The 16,943-nt window shown below is 37.8% G+C and carries 14 protein-coding genes; 9 read left to right on the top strand and 5 right to left on the bottom strand.

Going from position 1 to position 16,943, the window contains the following annotated elements; all coding sequences use genetic code 11:
* Positions 1–39: 39 nt before the first annotated feature.
* Positions 40–456: a type II 3-dehydroquinate dehydratase gene (gene aroQ / locus ACZZZW_RS16435; RefSeq protein ID WP_200912341.1), complete on the top strand. Its 417-nt coding sequence runs from the start codon at positions 40–42 to the stop codon at positions 454–456.
* A gap of 387 nt (positions 457–843) precedes the next feature.
* Here aroQ and ACZZZW_RS16430 read toward each other — a convergent pair whose 3' ends face one another.
* The gene (locus ACZZZW_RS16430) at positions 844–1,857 is read right to left on the bottom strand and encodes a glycosyltransferase family 2 protein (RefSeq protein ID WP_463495007.1); all 1,014 of its coding nucleotides are present in this window, start codon (positions 1,855–1,857) and stop codon (positions 844–846) included.
* A gap of 6 nt (positions 1,858–1,863) precedes the next feature.
* Positions 1,864–2,736: a lysophospholipid acyltransferase family protein gene (locus ACZZZW_RS16425; RefSeq protein WP_463495005.1), complete on the bottom strand. Its 873-nt coding sequence runs from the start codon at positions 2,734–2,736 to the stop codon at positions 1,864–1,866.
* A gap of 39 nt (positions 2,737–2,775) precedes the next feature.
* On the opposite strand from ACZZZW_RS16425, the gene ACZZZW_RS16420 reads away from it, so the two are divergent.
* The 6 genes from ACZZZW_RS16420 to bioB all read left to right on the top strand — a co-directional run bounded on the left by ACZZZW_RS16420 (position 2,776) and on the right by bioB (position 7,650).
* Positions 2,776–3,387, top strand: coding sequence for a WbqC family protein (locus ACZZZW_RS16420; protein ID WP_055913652.1), 612 nt, complete (start codon positions 2,776–2,778; stop codon positions 3,385–3,387).
* A 3-nt stretch (positions 3,388–3,390) separates the two neighbouring features.
* A complete protein-coding gene (gene corA, locus ACZZZW_RS16415; RefSeq protein WP_463495002.1) occupies positions 3,391–4,512 on the top strand; it encodes a magnesium/cobalt transporter CorA in 1,122 nt (373 codons plus the stop codon).
* A 58-nt stretch (positions 4,513–4,570) separates the two neighbouring features.
* Positions 4,571–4,822, top strand: a complete 252-nt coding sequence (locus tag ACZZZW_RS16410) for a type II toxin-antitoxin system ParD family antitoxin (RefSeq protein WP_463495000.1) — start codon at positions 4,571–4,573, stop codon at positions 4,820–4,822.
* Positions 4,815–5,117, top strand: a complete 303-nt coding sequence (locus ACZZZW_RS16405) for a type II toxin-antitoxin system RelE/ParE family toxin (RefSeq protein ID WP_463494998.1) — start codon at positions 4,815–4,817, stop codon at positions 5,115–5,117. The genes ACZZZW_RS16410 and ACZZZW_RS16405 overlap by 8 nt, the downstream gene beginning before the upstream one ends.
* A 74-nt stretch (positions 5,118–5,191) precedes the next feature.
* A complete protein-coding gene (gene mgtE, locus ACZZZW_RS16400) occupies positions 5,192–6,541 on the top strand; it encodes a magnesium transporter (protein ID WP_055913663.1) in 1,350 nt (449 codons plus the stop codon).
* A gap of 107 nt (positions 6,542–6,648) precedes the next feature.
* Positions 6,649–7,650: a biotin synthase BioB gene (gene bioB, locus ACZZZW_RS16395; RefSeq protein WP_463494995.1), complete on the top strand. Its 1,002-nt coding sequence runs from the start codon at positions 6,649–6,651 to the stop codon at positions 7,648–7,650.
* 111 nt (positions 7,651–7,761) lie between these two features.
* Here bioB and ACZZZW_RS16390 read toward each other — a convergent pair whose 3' ends face one another.
* Both ACZZZW_RS16390 and ACZZZW_RS16385 read right to left on the bottom strand, forming a co-directional pair.
* Positions 7,762–8,172, bottom strand: a complete 411-nt coding sequence (locus ACZZZW_RS16390; RefSeq protein WP_055913669.1) for an organic hydroperoxide resistance protein — start codon at positions 8,170–8,172, stop codon at positions 7,762–7,764.
* Between the two features lie 128 nt (positions 8,173–8,300).
* Positions 8,301–10,475: an FUSC family protein gene (locus ACZZZW_RS16385; protein ID WP_463494993.1), complete on the bottom strand. Its 2,175-nt coding sequence runs from the start codon at positions 10,473–10,475 to the stop codon at positions 8,301–8,303.
* 735 nt (positions 10,476–11,210) lie between these two features.
* Between ACZZZW_RS16385 and ACZZZW_RS16380 the strand changes: the two genes are divergently transcribed.
* Positions 11,211–12,563 carry a PhoH family protein gene (locus ACZZZW_RS16380; RefSeq protein WP_463494991.1) on the top strand — a complete coding sequence of 451 codons (1,353 nt, stop codon included), beginning with the start codon at positions 11,211–11,213 and terminating at the stop codon, positions 12,561–12,563.
* Between the two features lie 107 nt (positions 12,564–12,670).
* On the opposite strand, the gene ACZZZW_RS16375 is transcribed toward ACZZZW_RS16380, so the two are convergent.
* A complete protein-coding gene (locus ACZZZW_RS16375; protein WP_463494989.1) occupies positions 12,671–13,882 on the bottom strand; it encodes a TCR/Tet family MFS transporter in 1,212 nt (403 codons plus the stop codon).
* 448 nt (positions 13,883–14,330) lie between these two features.
* Here ACZZZW_RS16375 and gyrA point away from each other — a divergent pair, with 448 nt between their 5' ends.
* Entirely contained in the window at positions 14,331–16,925 is a 2,595-nt protein-coding gene (gyrA, locus tag ACZZZW_RS16370) for a DNA gyrase subunit A (protein ID WP_055913681.1), read from the top strand.
* Positions 16,926–16,943: the final 18 nt, after the last annotated feature.

Genomic DNA, 16,943 nt, shown 5'->3' with positions numbered 1-16,943 from the left:
GAGATTTTTTATAACATTGCAACGTTACAACATTATATTATGAAAATACAAATTATTAACGGCCCAAACTTAAACTTATTAGGCGTGCGCGAACCATCTATTTATGGTAGCACGAGTATAGAGGATTATATTAAAGAATTAAAAACCGTTTACCCAGCTATCGAAATAAGCTATTACCAAAGTAATGTAGAGGGTGAAATTATTAATAAGCTGCACGAAGTTGGTTTTAGCTGCGATGGCATAATACTTAATGCCGGCGGCTATACGCACACCTCTGTAGCCATTGCAGATGCTATTGCCGCAATTGTTACGCCTGTTGTTGAGGTGCACATTTCTAATATTTATGCCCGCGAAGAATACCGTCATGTTTCTTTAACAGGTAAAAACTGCCAGGGTGTTTTAACAGGCTTTGGTATGAAGGGTTACCGTTTGGCTATTGAAAGTTTGCTGATCTGATTTTGAGCAGCTGATTAAAGACCTGATTGTAATAGTGCTCATTTTTAGTGGAGTGTAAGGCCCCCGCTTAAGATAATAGCTAAATTTTAAGGTGCTCACATTTGTGCAGGAGACCAAAATCGCGTGTAATTATTAGCCGCAGGGTTGCAGGAGACCAAAATCGCATAAAATTAGCCTTTACATTTGTGCAGGAGACCAAAATCGCATAAAATTAGCCTTTACATTTGTGCAGGAGACCAAAATCGCGTGTAATTATTAACCGCAAGTTTTCAGGAGACCAAAATCGCATAAAATTAGCCTTTACATTTGTGCAGGAGACCAAAATCGCTTGTAGTTGTTAGCCGCATGGTTGCAGGAGACCAAAATCGCACATAATTGGTGTCGATTTTACTTTAACTGAGTGAAATACTTAATTTTTTTGATAAAAAAAGCCCAAACAATGCTGTTATTGTACACACCGGTATGTTGGGGGTATGCTTTTTGAAATGCTTTACGCTTTTTGTTTGTTTTGAATAATGATTTAACAAAATGCCAATGCCCTTTGCTTACCGCCAGGGTAAATTTAGGTTTCCCGCTCAGCAAAAAGTGCCACCAGGCAATAAAATCAATAAACATTCTGATTGTTATCCTGAAAACAGCATCACCAGCAGGCAGGTTTTTTTGCATAATAATCAGGTTGTTCCTAAAGTTGAGGTATGTTTTAAAAGGATTTTCTGTTTGTAAAGTTCCACCGCCAACATGGTAAACTTCGGCATCCGGACAGTACATTATCTTATAGTTCAGGTTTTTTAAACGCCAGCAGAGATCTATTTCCTCCATGTGTGCAAACAAATCTGCATCCAAACCGCCTGCTTCTGTCCAGCATTTACTTTTAATAAAGAAAGCCGCACCACTTGCCCAAAAAACCTCTTGTTCAACATTGTACTGGTCGCTATCTAACTCATAAACATTAAAAATTCTTCCCCGGCAAAAAGGGTAAGCATAAATATCCAGGTAGCCACCGGCCGCACCTGCATATTCGAACTGATTTTTGTTAAGCTGCCATTTTATTTTTGGTTGCGCGGCTGCAATCTGTGCATCGCTTTCCATCAAGTCAATAACTGGTTGTATCCAATTCGGGATCACCTCAACATCCGAATTGAGTAGAATGAAATAATCGGCTTCAACACGTTCTAAAACCTTATTGTAGCCTCCTGCAAAACCATAATTCTGGTCGTTAAGAATAATTTTAACCGTTGGAAAGTTTTCTTGTAAGTATGCCACAGAATCATCTGTTGAGGCATTATCACCCACAATTATTTGCAGGTTATCATATTCGGAAAGTAATATTCCGGGCAAAAACTGTTTTAAATATGCTTTTCCATTCCAGTTTAAAATTACAATGGCTACTGATGGCTTCATTCTTTGTTATTCGGGTTTAAATTTCCAGCGTTTATGGCTCCAAAGCCAGTATTGAGGCTGTTCTTTAATAATATCTTCTAAAAACTTAAAGTGTAAGTCGGTAATTTCGAAATCCTGCATCAGCTCTGGCTCAAGGCACATCGGCAGCACATCAATATGGTAATAACCCTTTTTAATTACTTTAACCTTAAAGTAGTAGATGGGCCTTTTGGTCGATTTTGCAATTTTTTCTACCCCCAGTAAAGCAGCGGTTGGCTGATTTAGAAAATCTACAAAATATTTTGTTTCCTCTCTTGTTGGCGATTGATCACTTGCAAAACACAATAGGGTAGGTTCATTTTTATAGGCTGCCAAACCACGAAGCGTTTGCCGCATTGCGATAAAAATGTTGCCATATTTTGTTCGTGCATAATCGAACCACTTGCCAAATACTTTATTCGATATCGGTTTAAAAATAACCATTGTTTTGGCAGAAATGTTAAGTCCTAAAGCTAAGGTACCCAACTCCCAGTTGCCATAATGGCCCGTACAGGCCAAAACGCTTTCGCCCGCTTTAAAATGTTTTTCCAGTTGCTCCAGGCCCGTAAACTTTATGCGCTTTAAAGTTTCTGCTTTGGAGATGCTCGTCATTTTAATGATTTCAAAAATGAGCTCGGCGAGGTACAGAAAGAATTTCTTTTCAATTACCCTGATTTCTGAAGGTGATTTTTCAGGAAAAGAACAGGTTAAATTCTGCCTGACAACTTTTTTTCTATAGCCTATTACGTAATAAAGCAGATAATATAGTAATCTTGCAAAAAAAAACAGCAAAGGCAAAGGGAGCAGCGACAACAGGTATAAAAAAAATACGCCAACGTGCGCAATCCCTCTTTTAATCATTATTTTTAAAACGTTTCAGCTACAAACATAAATTTTCAAATGCAGAATACAGCTATACTTCCATTATTTTATCTTCCACCGGTGGGTTATTTTAGTTTATTGCAAAAACTGGGAACAGATTTTTTAATCGAAAAACATGAACATTTAGCCAAGCAGACCTACCGCAACAGGGCCAGTATTTATTCGCCCAACGGAAAATTGGATATCACTGTTCCGGTTGTTAAAGGCTCTAAAACACATACGAAAATGAAAGATGTGAGGATTAGCTACGATTTTAAGTGGCAGCGTTTGCATTGGTTAAGTTTGGAAAGCTGTTATAGAAGTTCGGCCTATTTTGAATTTTACGAAGATGAGTTGTCGCGTTTTTACAATAACAAATTCGAATTTTTATTCGATTACAACCTCGAACTGGTAGAATGGTTAAGTAAAAAGTTAAAACTGAACAAAGCTTTTGAGGTTACGCCCGAGTATTATGATGATATTGCTCCTGAGCTGGATTTCCGCACGATTATGAATCCTAAAAAAGAAGATGATATTGTAAACAATAAGCCATATTATCAGGTTTTTGAAGATAGACATCAGTTTCTGCCCAACTTAAGCGTGGTTGATCTGTTGTTTAACCAGGGCCCGCAGGCCAAACTATATTTGTAGCAGATGGGAAAAAACAAACCTCGTAATCGACACAAACACTATAAAGTTCCAGCTCCGGGTACCAGTCCGGGCCTGTACGCTATAGATGAAGATGCACTAAAGCCAATAATTGTACTGCATACTTATAACGATAAAAGTTACAAAAAAACGGAGCTTGAGAATATCAACAATATTGATAAGCTGACTGAAAATACTGATTTTTATTATTGGTTCGATATTAAAGGTTTTGCCGATCCCAATATTTTTGAAACGCTGTATACCAAGTTGGATATCAGCAGGCTTGTTTTGGAAGATATTACAAGCTCTTACCAACGACCGAAGTTGGATGAGTACGATAATGATAAGTACATCTTTTCGGTAAGCAGACATCTTTTTTTAAATGATGAAAATGTGCTCAGTAACGACCAGATTTCTTTCATTTTATCTGAACGAACGCTTATTACCTTTCAGGAAACGTATGCCGATTGTTTTGAGCCGGTAAGAAAGCGACTGGAAATAGGGAAGGGCAATATCCGGATTGGTGGCAGCAGCTATTTAATGTATGCCATCATGGATGTGATTGTAGATAATTATTTTACACTACTGAATTTTTGGGGCGAAGAGCTGGATGCGATTGAAGACCGTTTATACGATCATCCTGATAAACGGATTATGTATGATACACAAGCCATCAAAAGATCGTTGATTACCATTAGAAAAGTAACCTGGCCCGAGCGCGATAAACTGAATGATATTATCCGCACCGATAGTCCGCTAATTTCCGATCTCACAAAAACCTATATGAAGGATGCTTACGATCATTGTATCCAGATTATTGATTTCATAGAATCACTCAAAGAGATTGCTTCGGCAAATATCGACATGAATTTATCCATCATCAGCAATCGGATGAATGAAATTATGAAGGTATTAACCATTATATCATCCATATTTATCCCTTTAACATTTATTGCCGGTATTTATGGAATGAATTTTAGCAGGGAAGACCCCGCAACCGGAAAAATATTGAAAGATAACATGCCGGAACTATATGCCGAACATGGTTATTTATACACCTGGATTGTGATGGCTGTGATAGCTGTTATACAGGTAATTTACTTTTGGCGTAAAGGTTGGTTTAAATAATTTTTAATTTTATAATGTACCAATTTTTGGTAACTTTAATTGAATTAATATTACAACGATGGCACGAAATACATCTATGGCTTTAGGAGATCATTTTGAAAAGTTTGTTGATGAAAGGATTTCTGAAGGAAGATTTAAAAATGCAAGCGAAGTTGTTCGCGCAGGATTAAGGTTATTGGAAGAAGAAGAGAATAAGATTAAAATTTTAAGAGAAGCCCTTCAGGTTGGAATTGATAGTGGAATAGTGAAGGATTTTGATCAGAAAAAACACCTTGAAATGTTGAAAGCCAAAAAAAGGAAAGATGGGTAGCTTTTCTTTTAGTAACAAAGCGCTTGAAGATTTAAGTGAAATTTGGGATTATACTTATGATGTTTGGTCTGAAAATCAAGCAGACAAATACTATAAACTACTAATTGGATTTTGTACTCAAATTGCTAAAAAACCAGGGGTAGGTAGGAATTATAAGGAAACAAATCAAAATGTATTAGGATTCAAATCAGGTGAACATATCATTTTTTATCGGATAATTGAGAGTGGAGAAATTGAAATAGCTAGGATTTTACATGCTAAGATGGATTTAAGGGCTAAAATGTCAGAACTTTAATTGGACAAAGGTCAAATTTTTATAAAATCAATTTTTAATATTTGTAGCTTTAGGGCATTTTGGTAAGGTTATAGATGCAGTCATTCGAAATAGATAAAAGCGACGTTCTCAAAGTTAAAAATGCAATTTTAGCTGGTGATGAGACATTAAAAATAGTTTTAGAGGAATACCATGCGTCAGAAATTGCGATTCTTTTCGAACGTCTGGATAAATCCGAACAGCGGCATATCATAAACCTGCTTCCTGCGGAAATAGCCTCGGAGATCATTTCGGAGATGGATGAAGAATCCCATCCGGAAGATTTACTTTTTGAGCTCCATCCCGATAAACGAACCGAAATTGTTGAAGAACTGGATTACGACGATGCAACCGACATCATTTCTCAGTTGGAGGATCATGAACAGAAGGAAATTTTACAAGATCTTACCGAAGATCATGCCTCCGAAATCCGCAACCTTTTAACTTACGACGAAAAAACTGCCGGTGGTTTGATGAATACAGAGTTGATCTGTGTAAACATCAACCTAACAAAAAAAGATGCCATCGACGAGATTATCCGCCAGAGCGAAGAAATGGAGGAGTTTTATACCATTTACGTAGTGGATGATGAGGAGATATTTAAAGGTATAGTTTCGTTAAAAGATATTATCAAAGCAAAACACAATGCTAAAATAACCGAACTGGTTAAGATAGATGCTGTGTATGTGCATCCCGATACCGACCAGGAAGAGGTGGCCAACCTCATTTCTCAATACAATTTAACCAGTATCCCGGTTATTGATGATCATCAAAAATTGCTCGGCAGGGTAACATTTGATGATGTGATTGATGTGATGGAGGCTGAAAGTACTGAAGATATATTGAAAATATCAGGGGTATCAGAAGATGAGGAATTAAGCGGGAACTGGGTAGAAGCTGTAAAATCGCGTTTGCCATGGTTAATTATTAACCTCGGAACTGCCTTTTTAGCATCATCCGTGGTGCGTTACTTCGATCCAACAATTAAGTTAATCCCTTCTTTAGCAGCATATATGACTATTATTGCAGGGATGGGCGGTAATGCCGCTACGCAAGCGCTTGCTGTAACGGTTAGGCGTATTTCTCTTTACGATTTAACGGATAAACAAGCTTATAGAACGGTTTTGAAAGAATTTACGGTAGGCTTGATCAATGGTGCTTCCAATGGATTAATCGTATTTATTTTTGCTTACTTTTTCGACGGAAATCCACTGCTTGGATTGGTTATCTTCCTGGCTATGACGGGTAATCTGGTTATTGCAGGCATTACCGGTGCCGGAATTCCGCTTATTTTAAAACGTGTGGGTATCGATCCTGCCATTGCATCATCTATAATTATTACTACTTTTACCGACGTTTTTGGTTTCCTATTGATTTTAGGGCTGGCCAGCAAACTTTTACTATAATTAGGGTTTACTTAATTTAGGTGCAAGAATTAACGCTTGCAAACTGAATGGAGCCCTTGTAAATTTAACTAAGACTACATAAATTAAATCTGTAAAATCTGATCCCGATGCAAACAACAAGACACGATTGGACAAAAGAAGAAATATACGAAATTTATAATAGACCATTTTTAGATCTGGTTTATGAAGCTGCCAGCATCCATAGAGAAAATAAAGATTACAATGAAGTTCAGGTAAGTTCATTAATCTCTATTAAAACCGGTGGCTGTGCAGAAGATTGCTCATATTGCCCACAAGCGGCGCGTTACCATACCGAACTGGAGGTACAGCCATTAATGCAGGTTAGCCAGGTGGTTAGTGCTGCGGTTAAGGCAAAAGAAGGTGGTGCATCTCGTTTATGTATGGGTGCTGCCTGGCGCGAAGTACGCGATAACCGCGATTTTGACCGTGTTATTGAAATGGTTAAAGCCGTAAACGATATGGATATGGAGGTTTGCTGTACTTTAGGTATGCTTACCGAAAATCAGGCGCAACGTTTGGCTGATGCAGGTTTATATGCATATAACCACAACATTGATACCTCAGAAGATGATTATAAAAGGATTATTTCTACCAGAACTTACGATGATCGCTTAAATACCATTAAGAACGTACGTAAAGCTAAATTAACGGTTTGCAGCGGTGGTATTATTGGCCTAGGTGAAACGGTAGAAGACAGGGTTTCGATGTTGCAGACACTTTCCAACATGGAAAAACACCCTGAATCCGTACCAGTTAATGCTTTGGTTCCGGTAAAAGGAACACCTTTGGAAAATCAACCTCGTGTTCCAATCTGGGATATGGTGCGAATGATCGCTACAGCGCGTATTGTAATGCCAAATTCAGTAGTGCGTTTATCCGCAGGCCGAAACGAAATGAGCACATTGGAACAAGCTTTTTGCTTTATGGCAGGTGCAAGCTCTATTTTTGCAGGAGATAAATTGTTAACGACACCAAATCCTGCTTTTGTAGATGATATGGCAATGTTCGAATTGTTAGGATTAAAAACCCGCGACGCTTTTAAAAATGGCAGACCAGCCAATACAAGGGTTGCTGAAGAAGCTGTTTAATAAAGAAATAAATTAATTTTGGTGTGCAATGATGATTCAATGCCACGTATAATATAAATGGTGTCAGATGTTACCATCTGACACCATGTTAAAAAGTAAATCAGTATCTTTTTAAACTGCTGTTACTCTTACCTCAATATTTCCTTTTGTTGCTTTAGAATATGGGCAAGCCCTGTGTGCTTTATCAGCCAATGCTTGTGCTTCTTCATGAGAAATACCCGGAATATGCACATCCAGATCTGCAGATAATACGAATGAGTTTCCGTCTTTATTAAATGAAACCAATACTTTCACATTTGCTTCACTAACATCAACACCTTCACGTTCTGCAACAGAGCCTAATGCACCTAAATAACATGGTCCCCAGGCTGCTGCAAATAGTTCTTCAGGGTTAGTTGCCCCGCCCTGGCCACCAAGCTCTTTAGGTTTGCGTAATTCAAAATCTAAAATTCCATCACTTGATTTGATGTGTCCGTCTCTTCCTCCAGTAGCTGTAACTTCAGCTGTATATAGCTTTTCCATAATGATATATTAATGTGAAGAGTTAACAAATCACAAAGGCCTTTGTTTGATGCGGGTTTTGTTACCACAAAATTTCATCCTGGCTAAATCGATTTGAAAATGGTTAATGGAAGTAATGAAATGGTAAATTAAATTTTAATTTTTACCGATAGTTTATAGATATCGTACGCTACCTTTTGAATCAGGTCGAACTGTTCAGGTACTAAATCTTCACATTTTTTTATGGCTAAGCCAGTATCATTTAACCTGATGAGTGGAACATTATCTATTGTACTGGTGCCTTGTATCAAATTATCAATAGCAGTATCCAGCAGGTAATTTGTGTTATTGGCAATTGGCTTTAAAGCGTCGAAACTTTCAAAAATGAACTGATGTTCTTTATTATATAAAGAAAGTGTTGCCACATATGATGACAGCAGGTGGCTTAATGCAGTAAATTGATGCACCTCCTTAATAAATAATTGTTTGCTTTTTGGTTCTGAAAACATTCTTTGAAATAGAGAAGCCAGGTTTGCGGTGCTAACATAAACTTCTTTGCGGGCAAGCTTGTATTCGGTTCTGTTATAATTCTTTTCGAAATAAAGTTTAATTACCTGCGCATAATATGCTTTATTGGCCCTTAAAATATTCAGCATGGCTTCTTTTAGTTTTTCATGCTCCCAGGTTGGGAACAAAGAATAACTGGCTATTAGCGCAATTCCTGAACCTATAAAAGTATCGTAGATTCTCTCGCGGGCAAGCGCAATTGATCCCATACCCAAAAAATCGAAAAGGATTAAGATATAAGGTGTCATAAACAGCACACTTACTACATAATTTTTCCTTTGGAAACTGTAGCACCCCACCATGCAGATCAGCAAAATTACAAATAAGGTGTGTCTGTCATCAATATAAGTCAACACGCCCATCCCAATAAACGCACCTATTGTAGTACCAATTAAACGCTGATAATTGCGTTCTTTTGTTAAACTAAAGCCTGGTTTTGAGATAACCAGGATGGTAAGCAGAATCCAATAACTGTGTGAAAAATTGAGGATCAGCGAAACAATAAAGCCCAAAAGCATTACCACGGTAACCCTCAGCGAATGCCTGAATGTGGAAGAGCTATAGGTTAAATTCTCGGTAAATAGTTTAAAATCAAATTTCTGCCGTGTAATAAATTTCTCTGTATCTACCTCTGCCTGCCTGATATCTTTGCTGTTTCTGATCTTAAAATAACTGAAGATGGTTTTAACCCTGGCCAGTATATTTTCAATATTTACTTCTATGTTTTTAAGTGCAATAATGCCAAGAGTGTTGTACTCCTGGTTTTGATTGTTTTTCTCCAGGTCATTGATCTTGATTTTCAAACGTTCAATCTCAATTAATAAACGCTTTGATACAACAGGCGTGCCACCGCTTTTTAATGCGAAAGCAATATCATCAAGCGCATAAGAAATCCTTTTAATGGCCATTTCATAATCAGAAAGTATCCCGGCCTTATCAAACTGATCATGCAATTGCTGGTAATTATAATAGGTAGACATAACCTGCTCGAAAAGATCAACCATATCTACAAAAACAAGGAGCAAAAATCTACCTTCGGGAGTAGAATCCCTTACAATTTCGCGTGTTCTAAACAATAATTCCCGTACTGCATCCTGTTTTTCGTGTACAGAAACCTGGAGTTGTAAAAGATCGGAATACGTTTTATCGTAATTGTTGTTCTGATGGTAAAACTTCGCCTTCTCCCGCAGAAATTCTGCCACCTCCAATATTGAATCGCTCAGCGATTGCTGTACCAAACGGAAAGGGCGGAGGCGGTATACAAAATAACTCAAACCGGTATACCAAAGGCTTCCGGCAAGCACCATAACGGCATGTAGTAGCACATCCTGCCAGGGGCGTACATCATCGATACCTAAAACCATAATCAGCAGCACCGCAGTGCCAACCGATGCAGCCCTGAGCCCGTAGATATAAAACATTGAAAATACGAAACTCGATACCACGAGTAAAAACCCGATGAAGTAATGGTTTTTATTGGTTAGGCCTGTAATAATCGAAAAGATGAAAATTAGCGCGGTAGTAACCAGCATTGCATTTCTCCTGTGTACCATAGGGCCGGGGCTATCAACCACACTTACACATAATGCACCAAGCGATAAAGTCATGCCGTACTTAAGCAAACCGAACTGGGCCAGTATTAAAGAGGGGAGCAGTACACCAATGGTTATTCGGAGCCCGTCGGCAAAATACGTACTCAATAAAAAGTCTTGTACATTTCTAATGGGTTGCCTAATCTGCATGTACAAAAATAACATAATAGCGAAGTTTTTTGTTGCGATTAAAATTAAGTTTTATGCTTTTTTTTAACTTTTAAGCAGAAATACTTTAATGCGTTGACTGCTAGAATGATAAGAAATGTTTGTAATTACATTTTTAATAATTGTTAATAAGATGAAACAATATGCCATTAGATTAAATAAATAGCTATTTTAAATATTTAACATGTTGATAAACAGTGTTTTTAGGTGGATAACTTTGTGAATAAAAACGTTCATTTTTCTCTTGACAAAAGAACGTTTTCATGCTAAATTAGATCATATCAAATACGAAGTACTTTGAATTCTGATAAAACAATCGAAAAGAGATAAAGAACCGAAAGGGAAATTGTTTCGGATAGTTTACAGGGAAAACGATTAATTTCAGAAAGGGTTAAACCGAGTAAGAATATATATAACCATCGAAAGATTGGACGATAAGAAAATCGCACAGGCCCAAACAGAGCTTATTGAAAACTTAGAAGTTTACGGACGGAAGAGTTGGAAATAAATTTTCACGGATCGCAAAAGTTGCAAAACCTAACGATAACGGAAAAATCAAAGTAACAAGAATTAGATGCTTTAAAATACGACTAAGGTTGTTTTTAAAGTTAAAACGGGGAACTGAATCGAAAGAAGAAGGTCCCCGTTTTTATTTTGGTAAAAACTTTCCAGCAATCAAAAAAGAAGCACTCATTTTTCTGCTTATTATTCCTAAAGTATTAAATTTACCAAATGGCCAAAAAAGGTAAATCAATCTCCGCTCCATCAAAAAAGATCTTCGTTTTAGATACCTCTGTCATTTTATACGATCACGATGCAATAAATAATTTCCACGAGCACGACGTAGCTATTCCTATCCAGGTTTTAGAAGAACTTGATAATTTTAAAAGTGGTAATGACACCAGGAATTTTGAAGCCAGAAGTTTTATACGCCTAATTGATGAAACATCTAAACAAAAACTCATTAGCGATTGGATTGCACTTAAAAGTGCCGATGCAGGTAAGTTTAAAGTAGTTTTAAATGAAAAACCGCTTATTGTTGATGCTGAGGAAGTGTATGGGAAAGGAAAAACCGACCATAAGATTTTAAATGCAGCGCTAAGTTTAAAAGAGGAGCATCCTGATAAAAAAGTGGTTTTGGTATCGAAGGATATATGCCTGAGATTAAAAGCCAAAGCACTCGATTTAAATGCTGAAGATTACGAAACTGGTAAAATTAAAAACGTTGATGAACTTTATGCCGGGAAAACTGAGATAACGGATTTTCCTGTTGAAGTTATAGAGGAGATAAAAAAACACCCCTTTATCGATGCCAGCGAAATTGAGTTGCCTCCAAAAAATGCCAACCATTTTTACGTTTTAAAAAATAAAAGGAAAACAGCGAATGTATTCTATAACAATAATTTAAAAACGATTTCTGCTGTTTCTACCGACCCTATATTTAAAATTAAACCAAAAAATATAGAACAGGCCTTTGCAATTCACGCGCTTTTGGATCCGGAAATTAAGCTCGTAAGTATTCAGGGGAATGCCGGTACAGGCAAAACTCTTTTGGCTCTGGCCAGTGCGTTAGAACAGCGCAAAAACTTCAGGCAGATATATGTTACGCGGCCAATCGTTTCATTGAGTAATAAAGATATCGGGTTTTTGCCAGGGGATGCAAAATCTAAAACCGATCCCTTTATGGCACCTATATGGGATAACCTGCGTTTTATTAAAGAGCAGTTTATTGGCGATGATAAAATGACTGAAAAGATTGATGAGCTGATTGCAACCGAAAAAATAGCCATTGCTCCTTTGGCTTTCATCCGTGGAAGAACCCTTACCAAAATTTTCTTCATTATTGATGAAGCCCAAAATTTAACACCCCATGAGGTAAAAACAATTATATCGAGGGCAGGTGAACATACCAAAGTTGTTTTTACTGGCGATATTTATCAAATCGATACACCATATCTCGATTCGGAAAGTAACGGGCTTTCATACTTGATAGAAAATGCTAAAAACCACCCGCTTTATGCACACATTACCTTACATAAAGGCGAAAGGAGTGAGTTGGCAAATTTGGCAAATGAGTTGTTGTAAAGGATACTTTATTACGTAAAAACTAAGTTGATCGTCATTCCTAATTTGTTTGGGAATCCTAATGCTTTAAGATTCCCGCCTGCGAGGGAATGACGCTTGTTTTCAATTTAATGGTATTTCTTCAAGCTTCTTAAACAGATAAACAAACCGATTAAAGTTAAAACCGCACTCAGTATAAATGGTGCGCCCGGAAAGTAAACTGGTGCTTTCCCTTCAATAAAATAAGCGAAAATATGTGTCATTACCCAAGGGGCAAATATGGCTGCTAAACTTTGTAATCCTGTTAAAACGCCCTGCATTTCACCTTGAGCATTTGACGGAATTTGATTGGAGATTAACCCCTGCATCGCTGGCCCACCGATACCCGCCAAGCCATAAGGAACCATAAAAGCAAACATCATCCAGCCTTTACTGGCAAACGCAAATGCAACAAAACCGATTACATATAAAATCAATCCGAAATAAACAGCTTTCTTTTCTCCAATTTTTGGAAGAATAATCCGGATTAACCCACCCTGAACAATACCGATTACCAAACCCACAAAGCCTAACGAATAACCAACCCATGCAGCATCCCATTTAAATTTTTCCATCGTGTAAAATGTCCAGTTGGATTGAACAGAGTGGCTAGAGAAATACAATAAGAATAATGTTACCATTAAGCCTAATAATGCAGGATATTTACCAATACTCAACAATGAACCAATCGGGTTTGCTCTTTTCCAGTCGAAAGCCCTTCGTTTATCCACAGGTAAAGATTCTGGTAATATAAAATAACCATAAAGCCAGTTGATTAATGATAAACCAGCAGCAATCATGAAAGGAACCCGAGTGCCGAAATGACTAAAAACACCTCCTAATACCGGACCAAGGATAAACCCAACGCCAAATGCTGCTCCAACTAAACCAAAATTCTGCGCTCTCTTTTCAGGCGGCGAAACATCAGCAATGTAAGCTTGCGCTGTAGTAAAACTGGCACCGGTAATGCCAGCTATAATTCTGCCTACAAATAACCAGATGATAGAAGGGGCGAAGGCTAAAAAGATATAATCGATACCGAGGCCGAATAAAGAGCTTAATAATACAGGTCTGCGTCCATACCGGTCGCTCATTGCTCCGATAATTGGCGAAAATATAAATTGAACCGATGCATAAGCCAATGTAAGCCAACCGCCATACTCTGCAGCCAGGCCGAAACCGCCTCCGGTAAAATCCTGTATAAGTTTTGGTAAAACAGGAATAATCAACCCAAAACCTGTAAAATCAATCAGGAGGGTAACCATAATAAAACTCATTGCAGATTTCTTCGTATTTGCCATCGTAGATCAGGTTGAAAAGCAAAAGTATCAGAATTAGTTAACAATGTAAATTTTAGTTCTCTACAAACTCAATTACAAACCTAGTAGGTTTTTGAAACCTGCGAGGTTTAGATCTAAATATGAAACTGTCCACTGTTTATAAACCTGATATAGCGGAAAGCCCGCAATGAGGTACGAGTGAGGACTTGCAGCGATAGCAGGACTGCAGACCGCCACAGAAAATAGAACCTCACATTTAAAAAAAAACTTATAAACCATTTTTTTTTGTAAATGCTGTAAACTCGTTAAACTGGCCTTCAATAAATTAAAATCTCACCGGGAATAAAAAACCTATAACAAAGGTCAAAACTTTTCCACAATGCCTTAATTCGGCTAAATTTTGTTAAATTCGCAAGGTTATAGTAATACCCTTTTTTAATATCGTTTTAAGTAACGAGAATAATAATTTATGGCAGAAGATTTAGAAAATCAGCAGAACGACAAAATCATTCAAATTAATATAGAGGAGCAGATGAAATCGGCCTACATTGATTATTCAATGTCGGTAATCGTATCGAGGGCTTTACCTGATGTACGCGATGGATTAAAACCGGTACACCGCCGTGTTTTATATGGTATGCTCGATCTTGGTGTAACCAGTAATAAACCCCATAAAAAATCTGCCCGTATTGTAGGGGAGGTTTTGGGTAAATACCACCCGCATGGTGATGCATCTGTTTATTTTACCATGGTTCGTATGGCTCAGGATTGGAGCTTGCGTTATCCGATGGTAGATGGACAGGGAAACTTTGGTCACATTGATGGCGACTCTCCGGCTGCAATGCGTTATACTGAGGCACGTTTTTCTAAAATTGCTGAAGAAATGCTTGCCGATATCAATAAAGATACTGTAGATTTTCAGTTAAACTTTGATGATACCTTACAGGAGCCAACTGTTTTACCTGCAAAAATTCCTAACTTATTGGTTAACGGATCATCAGGTATTGCTGTAGGTATGGCCACCAACATGGCACCACACAATTTAACCGAAGTAATTGATGGTGTTGTAAATTATATCGATAATAGAGATATCACTATCGAGGAACTGATGAAGTTTGTAAAAGCTCCTGATTTTCCTACTGGTGGTATTATTTACGGTTATACAGGTGTTAAAGAAGCTTTTGAAACCGGGCGTGGCCGTATTGTAATGCGTGCAAAAGCCGAAATCGAAAGCATTAAGGAACGCGAAGTAATTATTGTTACTGAAATTCCTTACCAGGTTAACAAAGCACAAATGATTGAGCGTACTGCTGAGTTGGTTGGCGAGAAAAAACTGGAAGGGATTTCTAACATTAAAGATGAATCCAATAAAGATGGTATCCGCATTGTTTACGAAATTAAACGCGATGCAAATGCCTCTATCGTTTTAAACAACTTATATAAGTATACTGCTTTACAAACATCTTTCAGTGTAAATAATATTGCATTGGTAAAAGGCCGTCCGCAAATGCTAAATCTAAAAGATTTAATTGTGCATTTTGTAGATCACCGCCATGATGTTATTGTTCGCCGTACCCGTTACGAATTATCAGAAGCCGAAAAACGTGCACACATTTTAGAAGGTTATTTAATTGCTTTAGATCATTTAGATGAAGTTATTAAATTAATCCGTGCTTCCGAAACACCAGAAGATGCCCGTTTAGGCTTAATGGAAAAATTCGGATTGAGCGATATTCAGGCCCGTGCAATTCTGGATATGACGCTTCGTCGTTTAACAGGACTAGAGCGTGATAAGATTAAAGAAGAGTATGCTGAGTTAATGAAAACCATCGAACATTTAAAATCTATCTTGGCTGATGAAGGTTTGCGTATGCAGATCATCAAAGATGAGTTGGCAGAAATCCGCCAGAAGTTTGGAGATGAGCGTAGAACAACTATCGTTCACTCGGCTGAGGATATGAGCATGGAAGATTTCATCGATGATGAAGAGGTGGTAATCACGATTTCTCACGAAGGTTATGTTAAACGTACACCGGCAACCGAATTCAGGGCACAGGGTAGAGGTGGTAAAGGATCAAAAGGCAGTACTTCAAGAAATGAAGATTTTATTGAGCACATGCTCGTGGCTACCAACCATAACTATATGTTGTTCTTTACTGAGGCAGGAAGATGTTTCTGGTTGAGGGTTTACGAAATTCCGGAAGGTTCAAGAACCAGTAAAGGAAGAGCGATCCAGAACATCATCAACATTCCGAAAGAAGAGAAAATCAAAGCGTATATTAAAGTTAAAAACTTAAAAGACCAGGAGTATTTAGAGAACAATTTCATCATTATGTGTACTAAAAAAGGTACCATTAAGAAAACTTCTCTTGAGGCTTATTCACGTCCGCGGGTAAACGGTATTAACGCCATTAACATTAATGATGGCGATGTATTATTGGAAGCATGCTTAACCAATGGCGAAAGTGAGATTGTAATGGCTTTAAGATCAGGTAGGGCAATCCGTTTCAATGAAAAAACCGTTCGTCCTATGGGAAGAACTGCAACGGGAGTGCGTGGTGTAAGGCTTGCACACGATCAGGATGAAGTTGTTGGCATGATTGCTGTAAACAATCCTGAAGTTACGGTGTTAGTAGTATCAGAAAAAGGTTATGGTAAACGTACCGATATTGAAGATTACCGTGTAACCAACCGTGGAGGTAAAGGGGTAAAAACAATTAATGTTACTGAAAAAACCGGACAATTAGTTTCGATTAAAGACGTTACTGATAGCGAAGATTTGATGATCATTAACCGTTCGGGCATTGTAATCCGGATTCCTGTTTCAGCTTTAAGGGTAATGGGCCGCGCCACACAAGGTGTTCGCCTGATATCATTAAAAGGTGATGATGAAATTGCTTCGGTAACGAAGATTGATCATGAAGAGGATGAGGAAGAAACAGTGGATTTAGCAGATGTTGTGGTTACGGACGGAGAAGAAATTGAAGCCGATACAACTCCTGAAGCCGAAGATGCTGACGAAGAAGAAGGTGATTCAGATAACGAAACGGAAGAAGAAAATTAATTAAAATTAAGATTAGAA

This window comes from Pedobacter sp. AC379 (genome assembly GCF_979258145.1).
This window is presented reverse-complemented; position numbering and strand designations above follow the sequence as displayed.

What these genes read in the sequence shown, in the direction of transcription:
- aroQ (WP_200912341.1), top strand. Translation starts at nt 40, where the DNA reads ATGAAAATACAAATTATTAACGGCCCAAACTTAAACTTATTAGGCGTG.
- ACZZZW_RS16430 (WP_463495007.1), bottom strand. Translation starts at nt 1,857, where the DNA reads ATGAAGCCATCAGTAGCCATTGTAATTTTAAACTGGAATGGAAAAGCA.
- ACZZZW_RS16425 (WP_463495005.1), bottom strand. Translation starts at nt 2,736, where the DNA reads ATGATTAAAAGAGGGATTGCGCACGTTGGCGTATTTTTTTTATACCTG.
- ACZZZW_RS16420 (WP_055913652.1), top strand. Translation starts at nt 2,776, where the DNA reads ATGCAGAATACAGCTATACTTCCATTATTTTATCTTCCACCGGTGGGT.
- corA (WP_463495002.1), top strand. Translation starts at nt 3,391, where the DNA reads ATGGGAAAAAACAAACCTCGTAATCGACACAAACACTATAAAGTTCCA.
- ACZZZW_RS16410 (WP_463495000.1), top strand. Translation starts at nt 4,571, where the DNA reads ATGGCACGAAATACATCTATGGCTTTAGGAGATCATTTTGAAAAGTTT.
- ACZZZW_RS16405 (WP_463494998.1), top strand. Translation starts at nt 4,815, where the DNA reads ATGGGTAGCTTTTCTTTTAGTAACAAAGCGCTTGAAGATTTAAGTGAA.
- mgtE (WP_055913663.1), top strand. Translation starts at nt 5,192, where the DNA reads ATGCAGTCATTCGAAATAGATAAAAGCGACGTTCTCAAAGTTAAAAAT.
- bioB (WP_463494995.1), top strand. Translation starts at nt 6,649, where the DNA reads ATGCAAACAACAAGACACGATTGGACAAAAGAAGAAATATACGAAATT.
- ACZZZW_RS16390 (WP_055913669.1), bottom strand. Translation starts at nt 8,172, where the DNA reads ATGGAAAAGCTATATACAGCTGAAGTTACAGCTACTGGAGGAAGAGAC.
- ACZZZW_RS16385 (WP_463494993.1), bottom strand. Translation starts at nt 10,475, where the DNA reads ATGTTATTTTTGTACATGCAGATTAGGCAACCCATTAGAAATGTACAA.
- ACZZZW_RS16380 (WP_463494991.1), top strand. Translation starts at nt 11,211, where the DNA reads ATGGCCAAAAAAGGTAAATCAATCTCCGCTCCATCAAAAAAGATCTTC.
- ACZZZW_RS16375 (WP_463494989.1), bottom strand. Translation starts at nt 13,882, where the DNA reads ATGGCAAATACGAAGAAATCTGCAATGAGTTTTATTATGGTTACCCTC.
- gyrA (WP_055913681.1), top strand. Translation starts at nt 14,331, where the DNA reads ATGGCAGAAGATTTAGAAAATCAGCAGAACGACAAAATCATTCAAATT.